The following is a 12,850-nucleotide window of genomic DNA, read 5'->3' as shown; positions in this document are numbered from 1 at the left end:
ATTGTTAAGCTTCGATGCGCTACTACGTTTCAATTGCCTAACTCAAGCATGAAATACCTTACTATCCTCACTTTATTTCTGGTCAACCTGAGTCTAAGTCGGGCACAAACCCCTCAACTGGACAGTCTGGATCGACTTATCAGACAGGCCCGAACCGATACCGGGCGTATCAATCGAATCAACGAAAAGATTATGCTGCTTGGCCAGATTAATCTCGATTCAGCCATTGCACTCAGCCTCAAAACCATTGCCCAGGCACGGCAGATCAACTACAAAGTAGGTGAGGGAGTTGCCAGAATGCGATTAGCCTACAACTATAGCTTTAAAGGAAACTATGCCGGTGCGAAAGCCAACTTACCGCTTGCCGAATCAACGTTTATCTCATTGGGGGATACCGCCCGGTTGATCAAAGTTTACAACACCTATGGGGCCATGTACGGTATGCAGAGCAAATACGACAGTTCAATCACCTTTCTGGAGAAAGGAATGGCCCTGGCCCAACAGACTGCCCATCAATCTGATTTGGCCAGCATCTATCTAAACATTGGCATTTCCTACGACATGCTGTCGAACCGGCCCCAGGCGCTGCTTTACCAACAGAAAGGGTTGACCCTGGCCCAGGCGCAGAACGATGTAAATACCCAGGCCTATTGCTTGGTTAATATGGCCAATACATATAAACTGATGGGTAACTGGGCAGGCGCAGAACGACGCTATAAACAGGCTATCGAGCTGGCTAAGCAGGCGGGCATCAGAAACGTCGAATTGTACGCCTATTCCAACCTGGTAGATGTCTACGGCCAGTTGAAGGCTCCCCAAAAGGCTTATACGTTCGCTTTACGAGCCGCTTCTCTGGGGAAAGAAACGGGCGATCTCGCCATCCAGGCCACAAGTCTGGCGAAAGCCGCCACCAATCTGGCGCAGCAGAAAAAGTTTGTGGAGGCCGAAAGCCTGAACCGACAGGCCATGCGGATTGCCGATGCCTCCGGGCAACCGCTCAATATCCATCAGGCCTATGCCGCTATGGGGACAATTCTGAAAACGCAGGGCCGCTATGCCTCCGCTATACCTTATTACGAACGTAGTTTTGATGCACTCAAAGATGCCGATATCTATGATTCCCAAACGGGCGAAATTTACGCTGAACTGTCAGACTGCTACGAGAAAACCGGCAATTACCCCAAAGCGTTAGCTACATACAAGACGTCGGCCGCCATTGCTGATTCTGTTCGGGGCAAAGAGAACGTTCGCAAAGCCACCGAACTGACGATGACTTATGAGTTTACGAAAAAACAGCAGGCAGCCCAGGCCGAGCAGCAAAAACAGAACGCACTCTCCAGAACGCGTCAACTCGCCCTGACGGCAGGTATGGGATTGATGCTGGTGTTGGCCGCCGTCAGCTTTTATGCCTATCGCACAAAGCACAAAGCGAACGCGCTGCTCTATCAGCAAAAAGCTGCCCTGGAGCAAACACTGACCAAACTTCAGGCTACCCAAACCCAGCTCATCCATTCGGAAAAGATGGCCTCTCTGGGCGAATTAACGGCGGGAATTGCCCACGAGATTCAGAATCCACTGAACTTTGTTACTAATTTCTCAGAGGTATCGGCCGAGTTACTGGAAGACATTCGGGAGGAGCGTAACAAGGGCCAGCGAGATGAGGCTCTGGAAGAGGAAATTCTGGATGATCTATCCGGAAATTTAGGCAAGATCAAGTATCATGGAGGCCGGGCGTCAAGCATTGTAAAAAGTATGCTCGAACACTCCCGTACCAGTACGGGCCATAAGCAGCTGACCGATCTCAACGCGCTTACGTCGAAATATATCCAATTGGCTTACAGTAGTTTAAAGGCCAAAAACAAAACTTTTGATGTTACTATAGTCACTACTTTTTCGCCCACCCTCGACCCGGTCGAAATCGTGCCGCAGGAAATAGGCCGGGTGCTGTTAAACTTGTTAAACAATGCCCTATACGCAGTTCAGGCCAAACAACAGGCGGGGCTGGCGGGCTATCAGCCAACCGTAAGCGTCAGTACCAACGAGCGAACTAGCCAATTAGGCCGACGAATAGTCGAAATTCAGATTCGTGATAATGGTACGGGAATGAGTGAACTCGTGTTAGCCAAGATTTTCCAACCGTTCTACACCACCAAACCGCCTGGCCAGGGAACGGGTCTGGGCTTGTCCTTAAGTTATGATATTATCACTAAGGGGCATGGTGGCCAGCTAAGCGTCATTAGCCAGGAAGGCGAATTCACCGAGTTTCGAATTAACTTCCCCGTCACCACCTAAAAAGGTGCAGCCTGCCATGCAGACGTAATCAATTCTAACGGTATAAACTGATACCTTACAAAATATACACTACGAAAGCTGTGGCTGATTGACGGCAAATAAAAAGCCGGTAACTGTATGAAGGTTACCGGCCTGAGGAAGGTTTTGCAAAAACGGCGTTAAAGCGACACATTTTCAAGCGTAACATACCGCTTGAGATTGCTCATAGCTCCAAATATTAAGTTGTATACCGATTGAATGTTAATTTCCATAAGCGCGGAAATTTCTTCGTTGCTCATGTTTTGAAAATACCGCAGATGAACGGCTTCACGCTGACGGCGGGGAAGTTTATCGAGTGCCTGGTGCAGGCAATCATTTACATACGAATCTTCTTCGTGGGCGATCAGCAAGTTTTCGTGAGATGGATCGGCTCCGGGCAGTGTATCACCTACGCGTCGGCCATTGATCATATCGTCCTGACTAACCAGTTTCTGTTCGGCCGTTAAGTGGCGTACCAGCTTACGTTTGATGGAAGCCATCAGGTAAAAGCGAACGGAGGTAGTTGGCCCTATGGTGTTCCGATGCTTCCAGAGTTCGACAAATAAATCGTGGATGCAATCTTTAATCAAGGCGCGGTCAGTAGCAAAGTGCGCGCAGTAGTGGTAGAGGGTTTGAACATAATTTTGATACAATCGGGCAAACGCATTTTCATCGCCACCGCGGAACAGATTCCAGAGGGTTTCGTCGTCGGGGCCAGTTTGGGAGCGTGAGCGAGCCATAGTTCGTAATAGAGAGGTAAAGGTTAGGAATAGCCTAGGGAAGTGTAAACGTACCCATAAAAAATAGAATTTAAAACAGTTACCAAATAAAATTTTTTTCTGTCACGATTTGACTATTTGAAGAGGAACAAAATTGAACGTTTTGCCATCAAATAAGCCTAAGTCACTCAGTTTGACCTTAGGAATGACCAGTAGCGCCATAAACGATAAAGTCATAAAGGGTGCCAAAAGGGTACTTTTAAGTCTATACTTAGCATACTGATCTAACTTAGTATATTGTTCAGCTATAGTATAGCCATCCGTATCGCTCATCAGCCCAGCTACGGGTAGTGGCAGCAACATCGACTCGGCATCCGGTCCTCTCCCTACCGCCGATAACCCCCCTCTTGCCTCGATAATTAAATTAACTGCTCTGCAAATACTCTCGTCATCGCAACCCACTGCCGTAATATTGTGCGAATCATGACCAACTGACGAAGCAAGAGCCCCGGACGTAAGCCCGAAATTTTTAATAAATGCTACAGCAGGGGGCGTATCCTGATACCGGTTGACGACAACCAGCTTTAACATGTCTCCTTCAACATCGGGTACAAGCTGGCCATTTTCAACCTTCGCTTCCAGATGCAGTTCATTCGTGATCAGTTGCCCGTCGAGCGCTTCAATAACCCGGATCAATACAGGCTCATCTAAAACAGCTGCCTTTACGGCAAAATCTTCGGGCTTTTTAGGCGAACAGGAAAACTGGTTTACGTGCTCACTGCGCAGGTCCGAAATGGTCGATTGCCCATTCTCGGCTACGACCTCCCCGTTGATCACTGTTTGCTGCACCTTAAATTCGTTCAGATTATTAACAACTATATAGTCGGCGGGGTCGCCCTCGCGCAGGAGCCCAACCGGCATTCGGTAATGAAGTACGGGGTTCAGGCAGGCCGCCCGCAACACATGCCAGAGTGAATGCCCCTTCCCCAGCGCCCGAACGACCAGCTGATTGATGTGTCCTTCGGCCAGTGTATCGGGGTGTTTATCGTCCGAACAGAACATGATCTGGGCCGGGAACTCAGCCAGTAATGGAATCAGGGCTTCGAAGTTGCGGGCCGCACTACCCTCCCGAATCAGGATGTTCATACCGCGCCGGGCTTTATCCAATCCTTCCTCATAGGTAAAACATTCGTGGTCGGTAGTGATGCCGGCGTCAATGTATCGCTGGGCGTCGTCGCCGGTCAGGCCAGGTGCATGCCCGTCTACAGGTTTGTTAAACGCGTTGGCCAGACTGATCTTGGCCATCATGTCGGGGTCCTGATGTAGTACGCCCGGAAAATTCATCACTTCGGCCAGATACCCAATTTCTTTCATCGCCAGCAACTCCCTGACGTCCTGCGGACTGATTGTCGCTCCTGCCGTTTCGAAAATCGTGGCGGGTACGCAGGAGGGCGCTCCGAACATAAATTTAAAGGGAACCCGACGAGCCTCTTCAATCATGTACTTTACACCGGCAACGCCTAGCACATTTCCGATCTCGTGCGGGTCCGATACGGTCGCTACTGTGCCATGAACCACGGCCAGACGCGCAAACTGGGGCGGTGTCAGTAATGAGCTTTCCACATGAACATGAGCGTCGACGAAGCCTGGAAGCACATAAGGCTCACCGGGGCGTTCGGGACCGAGTTGAGTCAGTTGCCGGATACGCCCGTTTTCAACAGCGATGGTACCGTAGTAAATAGTTTGATCGAACAGATTCAGGATATTCGCTGTAAGCATACAATCAGATACGTATAAAGAGTTTGCGACGGTACATCCACCGCAGAATGAGGTAAAAAATACCGAGCGTAACGAGTCCTGTCAGCAGGGTTTCGTAAGCTGGACCGAAAATTAGGAAAGGGCGCGTACCCAGATGGGTATGGAGCGAAGTGATAATAAAGCGATCGATGAGATGCACCAGACAGTAGATCGCGATGGAGTTCATGCCGACAACAATCAATGGAAAAGCCCAGCTACGCCGGTTGGCCACGTCAATAATTCCGTAGAACAGCGCGAGGAGCCAGAAGCACCAGCCTCCGCTAAACAATACCCAGGCGGGGGTCCAGATTCGCTTTACAATAGGGCAAATGCCCGCTACGTGGAGTAAAACGCCAATTGTCATACAAATCCCCCCAACCAGCAGGAAACGCTGTATCAGTGCCCGCTGGTCCATATCTGAGCGTAACCACCGCCCAGCCTGCAAACCGAGAAGCATAGTACCCAGCGTTGGAATGAAACTGAGGGTAGCATATCCCCCGCCATTGAACAGAAACGTTTTCTCTCGCGGGAATAAATTCAGGAACCACGTATCGAAGGCCCAGGCGAGGTTGCTGTTCTTATTAAAGTGAGCCATTATACCACTGTAATGCTCCGGCCAGTCGGGCTGAACACCCACAGCACTGTAATCGAACCCCGTTCCGGGAACGGGATAAAGCACGAAAGCCAGCCAATACCCAACCAGCACCACAGCCAGGGCAATCCAGCCGGTTCGGGAGCTATACTTTCCCAGTAAGAACAGAAACGGATAGCCAAGACCAATCTGAGTCAGGGTATCTTCAAACGTAAAATTTGTCTGACTGGCATGGGTGGAACGCAGGAAAATGCCCAGCAGGATTAAAATCAGCGACCGGCGTAGGGCATAACCAAACTGCGTACCGAACGATTGCCCCTGACTGGCACGGCTGGCCATGGAGAAAAGCAGGGCAACGCCTACAAGGAAGGAAAAAGACGGCTGGATTAAATCGTGCAGCGAGCACCCGGCCCAGGCCACATGACTTTGATGATGCGCCAGAAAGGCCCAAAAGGCACTATCGGGAAAAGTTTCGTGCAGATGGTCGAATTGCAACATTTCGGCGGCCATTAACACCATGACAAAACCTCGGTAGGCATCCATGGACATCAGGCGACCGGGCAACGCAAAGCCAGTCTCGGTAGTAGACAACGGTGGGGGCATGATTAAGGGAGGAATTAGTTGTCAAAACTTAGCATTGCCCGTCACATTCGCAACAGAGTTGGTTAAAGTTTTTGGCATAGGTGGTATATTTCGAACGAATGAGACTCTTTACTATAAAATAATCCTTTTGCTGATGCCTGCCCGTGTGTTGAAAGTTCACCCTGCCGATAATGTCATCGTTGCCCTACGCAACCTGGCGGCTGGTGAACAAATTGAGTTTGATAATGCCCTGTATGAACTCCCCTATGCCGTTGGGGCCAAACATAAATTTGTGACCGAAGACCGCCAGCCCGGCGATCCGATCACCATGTACGGCGTACTCGTCGGCAAGGCAACCCAGCCGATCCGCAGGGGCGAACCCATTACAACGTTCAATCTTAAACATGAAGCAGACACGTACGGGCTCGACAAAAAACAGTCCTACGCCTGGCAGCCACCCGACGTTTCAACTTGGGAAGGTCGCACGTTTATGGGGTATCATCGGGCCGATGGCAGCGTTGGCACCCGTAACTACTGGCTGGTGGTGCCTCTGGTATTCTGCGAAAACCGCAATGTGCTGATCCTGAAAGATGCCTTCGAGCGGGAGCTTGGTTACGCCCAGCCCGAAACCTACCGGGTGCAGGTTCATGAGCTACTGAGTCTGTACAAAGCTGGTGAAATGGACATTGCCAAAAAGATGCAGCCGTTTGTCGATGAGTCGCAGAATCAGACGCTTAATTCAAGTCGGCATCAGGCAAATCGCCCTTTTAAGAACGTAGATGGCATCAAATTTCTGACCCACGAAATGGGTTGTGGCGGAACCCGGCAAGATTCGGGCTACTTATGTTCGCTGCTGGCCGGGTTTATCAACAACCCCAACGTGGCCGGAGCCACCATCCTCAGTCTCGGTTGCCAGCATTTACAAACCGATATGATCTCGGCCGAGATTAAACGGCAGAATCCGAAATTCGATAAGCCTCTCCTGCTGTTCGAACAACAGGCAGGTACGGAATACGCACTGATGTCGGAAGCCGTCAAACAAACGTTTCTGGGGCTGGTCGACATCAATAAACTAGAACGCAAACCCGCTCCTCTCAGTGCGCTGACGGTTGGGTTGAAATGTGGCGGTTCCGACGGATTCTCCGGCATTTCAGCCAATCCAGCCCTCGGCCAACTGTCCGACATTCTGGTAACGCTGGGCGGTAAAACCGTACTCGCCGAATTCCCGGAACTGAACGGTGTTGAGCAGGAACTGATCAACCGCACCGACGATACCGACAAAGCCCAGAAGTTCATTACCCTAATGGGCGACTATTCGGCTCAGGCAGAAGCCGTAGGCTCGGGCTTCGATATGAACCCCTCGCCGGGAAACATTAAGGATGGTTTGATTACAGACGCCATTAAATCTGCCGGAGCGGCAAAGAAAGGCGGAACGGCACCAGTGGCCGATGTACTGGATTACGCCGAACCCGCTACCAAACCCGGTCTTAACTTACTCTGCACACCTGGAAACGACGTTGAAGCCACAACCGGCATGGCAGGCTCAGGTACCAATGTCATCCTGTTCACAACGGGTCTTGGAACGCCCACGGGTAACCCCGTTTGCCCCGTCGTGAAAGTATCGACGAATACCATCCTCAAAAACCGAATGCCCGACGTCATCGACTTCGATAGCGGCCCGATCATTGACGGGGAACAAAGCATCGAACAAAACGCCAATGCCATGCTGGAATACATCATCAAACTAGCCTCCGGCGAAGTAATCACCCAGGCCGAACGACTGGGTCAGGACGATTTCATTCCCTGGAAACGGGGCGTTTCACTCTAATTAATTTTGAATGATTGAATGCGTGAATGATTGACTAGTTGCCATACCTATTCAATCATTCACGCATTCAAAATTCACGCATTATTTATGTTCTCTCTCAACAACAAAACCGCACTAATTACGGGCGGGGCCAGTGGTATCGGACTGGCTATTTCTCAGACGTTCGCCCAAGCGGGTGCAACGGTTCACATTCTCGAAATTAATGGCGAGTTGGCGCAGCAGGTCGCCAGTGATATTACGTCGGCTGGCGGGAAAGCCTATGCCCACACGGTCGACGTGTCCGATCAGGCGCAGGTAGTGGCACTGGTTGGCCAGATAGCGACCGAATCGCCCGTTCACATTCTCGTTAACAACGCTGGGGTGGCGCACATTGGCAAGGCCGATACAACCCAGGAAGCTGATTTTGACCGAATTTTCCGCATCAATGTGAAAGGGGTTTACAATTGTCTGTACGCCGTTATTCCGCATTTCAAAACCAACGGTGGCGGGGTTATCCTGAACATGGCCTCGGTAGCGGCTACGCTGGGTCTCTCCGACCGGTTTGCGTACTCGATGAGCAAAGGGGCCGTTCTGACCATGACCTTGTCCGTAGCCAAAGACTACCTGAAAGACAACATCCGCTGTAACTGCATTTCGCCCGCCCGCGTACACACGCCTTTCGTGGATGGTTTCATCGCCAAAAACTATCCGGGGCAGGAAGCCGAAATGTTTGAGAAATTATCGAAAACCCAACCCATCGGCCGTATGGCCGCCCCCAGTGAAGTGGGCGCATTGGCCTTATACCTCTGCTCCGATGAAGCAGGCTTCGTCACCGGCTGCGACTACCCGCTCGATGGCGGCTTTACCCGGCTGAACAGCTAGGAGCTTTTCAAAGAAGCGTCATTTTGTAAATGTCGGGGACGAAATTCTTTTTCTCATCCCCGGCATTCTCTTTTTATACCTGCTTCATAGCCGCGTTTTCAGGTAGTGCCGACCGTCGCTACTACAAACTGAAGCCCGTTTCATTAGAAAACAATCATTCCATACGAAACCATTAGGTTTGCGGCAGAATGGTTAAACTTGCAGTCTAGTCTGCTTTTCGTTTAAAGAATCTTCTTTCTGCATGAAACTCTTCCGCTTCGGCTCGCCCGACCACGAACACCCTGGTGTTGTATTACCCACCGGTCAACATATCGACGTAACGCACTTTGGCGAAGATTACGACGAATCGTTTTTTGCCAGCAATGGCCCCGAACGCCTGGCGCACTGGCTGACGGCTCACGCCCATACCTGCCCGGAAGTGTCGGCCGATGAGCGTTTTGGCCCATGCATCAAACGCCCGTCGAAAATCGTTTGTGTGGGGCTGAACTACGCCAAACATGCCGCCGAAACCGGTGCCGCCACACCCGCCGAGCCCATTCTGTTCTTCAAGGCAACCACGGCCCTCTGCGGCCCGAACGATAACGTGGTTATTCCAAAACGGTCCGAAAAAACGGACTGGGAAGTAGAACTGGCCATTATAATCGGCAAACGGGCCAGCTATGTGGAGCTGGACGAAGCGACGAATTACATTGCAGGTTACGCCCTGCACAACGACTATAGCGAACGGGCGTGGCAGCTGGAACGCGGTGGTCAATGGGTAAAAGGCAAAAGCGCCGATACCTTCGCACCGCTGGGACCGTACTTAGTAACGACCGATGAAGTTCCCGAGCCGAACAACCTGCACCTGTGGCTCAGCATCAACGGCAAGCGCCTTCAGGACTCGAATACCGACGATATGATATTCAACGTCCCAACGCTGGTTAGCTACATCAGCCAGTTCATGACGCTGCTGCCCGGCGATGTTATTTCGACCGGCACACCCGCTGGCGTGGGTCTGGGCATGAATCCGCCCTGGTACCTGAAACCCGGCGACGTAGTCGAACTAGGCATCGAAGGCCTCGGCGAACAAAAACAGACAGCCGTAGCATTTGTCTAAACCTGGATTTTTACGATTCACAGGATTTTTGTGATTTAATGAACCGACCCTAATTTTCACTTTAAGAGAAGGTCACATAACAAAATCACAGTCAGTCAGACCAATCAAATAAATCCCGGTTCAGATTATGACAATCGACGCTCACCAACATTTCTGGCACTTCGACCCGGTTCGGGATAGCTGGATTACGGACGACATGGCCAACATCCGGCGCGATTTCCTACCCGCCGATCTGGAGCCGGTTCTGAAAGAGAACGGGATTGATGGCTGCGTGGCCGTTCAGGCATCTCAGTCGGAAGAAGAAACCGTGTTTCTGGTTCGGATGGCCCAGACGTACGACATTGTGAAAGGTGTTGTTGGCTGGGTCGATTTGCAGTCGAGCCAACTGTCGGAACGTCTACAATTCTTCGCTCAATATCCTGAAATAAAAGGCTATCGGCACGTGGCGCAGGCCGAACCCGACGACTTTCTGGCCCGTCCTGCCGTGATCGACGGTATCCGGCAGCTAGCCGATTTTGGCCTGACGTACGATATTCTGATCTACCCGACGCAGTTGAAAGCGGCTTTGCAGTTGGTGCGGGCGGTGTCCAATGTCAACTTTGTGATCGACCATTTGGCCAAGCCTTACATTCAGAAAAAAGAGATCAGCCGCTGGTCGAACTTCATGGCGGAGATCGCCAAAAATAAACACGTTTCGTGCAAACTCTCCGGTATGGTTACCGAAGCCGACTGGCATAACTGGAGCAAAAAAGACTTTTTCCCCTATTTGGATGTTGTCTTTGAAAGTTTCGGCCCCGACCGGCTCATGTTTGGCTCCGACTGGCCCGTCTGTCTGGTAGCCGCCAACTACACACAGGTCAAAACGCTGGTTGAGGAGTACGTTGTCAACTGGGGCGAAGAAGTCCGGGCGAAAGTATTTGGTGGCAATGCGGTGTCGTTTTACAAATTATAAAGGTTTTTTGCCACAGACCGGGCCGCCGTTGCGGATGCACAGAGACGCACGGAGATACACAGAGAGTAGAGAAAAAATCTTTGTGAATCTCTTTTACCCTCTGTGTAACTCTGTGGCAAAACCTTTTTCAATCTTTCGTTTATGAATTGCTTTGTGGGTGTTGACGTCGGTACGACGAATGTTAAAGCGTTGGCTATGTCGCCGGATTTAAGTCAGATTCTGGCTCATGCCTCTGCTCCCGTCACGACCCTCAACCCCGAACCCGGCTATGCCGAGCAGGACCCGGCCGAAATTTGGGCGGCTTTTGTACAGGTCGTTGCCGAAGTCAGTCGCGAAGCTGCGGAGGGTGGGCATGTCATTACGCATATCGCCTTCTGTACGGCCATGCACAGCCTACTGCCCATGAACGCCGACGGGTCGCCCATTGGAAATGCCATTCTCTGGTCTGACAACCGGGCAGAGGAACAGGCAAAGGCGCTGCGAACAACCCAGGCAGAACTGGGAAAGGCTATTTACGCCCAAACCGGAACGCCTATTCACCCGATGATTCCGCTTTGCAAACTGGCCTGGCTTCGCGAAAACGACCCACGACTGCTGCGCCGGACGGCCCGTTTCGGCTCGATCAAGGAATTTTTGTGGCATAAACTAACCGGTCAGTTTGAGGTTGATTTCTCCATTGCTACCGCTACGGGACTCTTTAACGAAAGCAAACGGGAATGGAGTGACCTAGCGCTGAAATTCGCCGGTGTCCGGGCGGATCAGTTATCGACACCTGTCCCGACAACGTCTCAGCGATCGTACCAGCCAGGACCGGAAACCGCCGGAACGGGACTCCAGGCGGGCGTTTCACTGGTTATTGGCGCGTCGGATGGCTGTCTGGCCAATCTGGGTGCGGGGGCCATCAAAGCCGGAACGGCCACGCTCACCATCGGTACCAGCGGAGCCATCCGCCAGACGGTCCGCAAACCCCTGCGCGATGCTGAACTTCGTCTATTCTGTTACTTTCTGGACGAAGGCTATTATGTGGTTGGCGGCCCGACCAATAACGGAGGCAACATACTGGAATGGCTCACCGAAAAACTAACATTACAGGAGACAGACGCCGTTCTGGCCGAAGCCGCTACCATCGACCCCGGCTCCGATGGGTTGCTGTTCCTCCCCTATTTGCAGGGCGAACGGGCTCCATTGTGGGACGCTTCTGTTCGGGGCGCTTACCTGAATGTCGACTGGCAGCATACGAGAGCCCATTTTATCCGGGCTGCGCTGGAAGGGGTTTTATTCAATTTGCTTAGTATTAATGAACTGCTGATCGACCATACGGGACCCGCCAGGGTTATTCATGCCAACGGTGGCTTTGCCCAGTCGGACCTTTGGGTGCAAATGCTGGCCGATATGGCGGGCGTTCCGGTGCGACTCAACGCCAGCAACGAAAGCGGCTCTATGGGGGCCATACTTCTGACGATGAAAGCCATCGGTGCGGTAAAAACGCTGGATGAAGCTGCTGAACAGGTTGCTTTTGGGCAGACGTTCCAGCCCGACCTGGACCGCCATACATTATACCGGAAGGAGTTCACGAAATGGCAGGAAGCTCAGAAAATACTATATGTCGATAGCGGGCGTACCAAATAACAGACTCTCTTCGCCGTCACCCTTGTACATGATTTTTTTCTCGAAACGTAGCCCCAGCTTTTCGAGCAAATGGATAGACGGCTGATTCATGGGGCTGGTGAAACCAAGAATCCGACTGATGCCCAGTGTTTCGCGGGCGTACGTCATCACCGCCGAAGCCGCTTCGTAGCCGTAGCCCGTTCCCGTATGACCCGGCAAAAACGCAAATCCGATATCCGGCGCATCCAGCATCTCGCGTTTGAACAAACCACACATGCCAATAGGCTGACCGCTGGCCTTTACCCATACCCGATACGCCCCGTAACCAAGCTGTTCATAACTCGTCAGCGGACCGGTGATGAGATAGTTCTCGGCGTCCTGAAGCGTCCGCACACCCCGGTCGCCGATAAACTCCAGCCAGGCAGGCATGTTCAGCAACTCCAGTATGAATGGAGCATCGTTAAGCGTAAACATTGAAAGCCTCAGTCGTACCGTTTCGATCATT

General features: G+C 51.7%; 10 protein-coding genes. 6 read left to right on the top strand and 4 right to left on the bottom strand.

What is annotated here, in order from left to right; translation table 11 throughout:
- Positions 1 to 48 precede the first annotated feature (48 nt).
- Positions 49 to 2,292, top strand: a complete 2,244-nt coding sequence (locus CRO74_RS01000) for a tetratricopeptide repeat protein (RefSeq protein WP_097124149.1) — start codon at positions 49 to 51, stop codon at positions 2,290 to 2,292.
- 158 nt (positions 2,293 to 2,450) lie between these two features.
- Here the strand turns inward: CRO74_RS01000 and CRO74_RS00995 are convergent, their stop codons facing one another.
- The 3 genes from CRO74_RS00995 to CRO74_RS00985 all read right to left on the bottom strand — a co-directional run bounded on the left by CRO74_RS00995 (position 2,451) and on the right by CRO74_RS00985 (position 5,961).
- Positions 2,451 to 3,050, bottom strand: a complete 600-nt coding sequence (locus CRO74_RS00995) for an RNA polymerase sigma factor (RefSeq protein ID WP_012925035.1) — start codon at positions 3,048 to 3,050, stop codon at positions 2,451 to 2,453.
- 102 nt (positions 3,051 to 3,152) lie between these two features.
- Complete coding sequence (gene ade, locus CRO74_RS00990; protein ID WP_097124148.1) at positions 3,153 to 4,808, bottom strand: adenine deaminase; 1,656 nt, start codon at positions 4,806 to 4,808, stop codon at positions 3,153 to 3,155.
- A 4-nt stretch (positions 4,809 to 4,812) separates the two neighbouring features.
- A complete protein-coding gene (locus CRO74_RS00985; protein WP_097125961.1) occupies positions 4,813 to 5,961 on the bottom strand; it encodes an acyltransferase family protein in 1,149 nt (382 codons plus the stop codon).
- Between the two features lie 193 nt (positions 5,962 to 6,154).
- Between CRO74_RS00985 and CRO74_RS00980 the strand changes: the two genes are divergently transcribed.
- From CRO74_RS00980 to CRO74_RS00960, 5 genes are all read left to right on the top strand, one after another.
- Complete coding sequence (locus CRO74_RS00980; RefSeq protein WP_097124147.1) at positions 6,155 to 7,828, top strand: UxaA family hydrolase; 1,674 nt, start codon at positions 6,155 to 6,157, stop codon at positions 7,826 to 7,828.
- A gap of 87 nt (positions 7,829 to 7,915) precedes the next feature.
- Positions 7,916 to 8,689 (top strand): SDR family NAD(P)-dependent oxidoreductase, encoded by a 774-nt coding sequence (locus CRO74_RS00975; RefSeq protein WP_097124146.1) that lies wholly within the window; start codon positions 7,916 to 7,918, stop codon positions 8,687 to 8,689.
- Between the two features lie 241 nt (positions 8,690 to 8,930).
- Positions 8,931 to 9,785, top strand: coding sequence for a fumarylacetoacetate hydrolase family protein (locus CRO74_RS00970; protein WP_097124145.1), 855 nt, complete (start codon positions 8,931 to 8,933; stop codon positions 9,783 to 9,785).
- A 127-nt stretch (positions 9,786 to 9,912) separates the two neighbouring features.
- Positions 9,913 to 10,737 (top strand): amidohydrolase family protein, encoded by an 825-nt coding sequence (locus CRO74_RS00965; protein WP_097124144.1) that lies wholly within the window; start codon positions 9,913 to 9,915, stop codon positions 10,735 to 10,737.
- Positions 10,738 to 10,878: 141 nt separating this feature from the next.
- Positions 10,879 to 12,366 (top strand): gluconokinase, encoded by a 1,488-nt coding sequence (locus CRO74_RS00960; protein ID WP_097124143.1) that lies wholly within the window; start codon positions 10,879 to 10,881, stop codon positions 12,364 to 12,366.
- On the opposite strand, the gene CRO74_RS00955 is transcribed toward CRO74_RS00960, so the two are convergent.
- Positions 12,337 to 12,849 (bottom strand): GNAT family N-acetyltransferase, encoded by a 513-nt coding sequence (locus CRO74_RS00955; RefSeq protein WP_097124142.1) that lies wholly within the window; start codon positions 12,847 to 12,849, stop codon positions 12,337 to 12,339. The two genes, CRO74_RS00960 and CRO74_RS00955, sit on opposite strands and share 30 nt — an antisense overlap.
- Position 12,850 lies beyond the last annotated feature (1 nt).

Origin of the sequence: Spirosoma fluviale (genome assembly GCF_900230225.1) — a bacterium.
GTDB lineage: Bacteria > Bacteroidota > Bacteroidia > Cytophagales > Spirosomataceae > Spirosoma > Spirosoma fluviale.
Note: the sequence above shows the minus strand (reverse complement) of the source record. Positions and strands in the feature narration are given on the sequence as shown.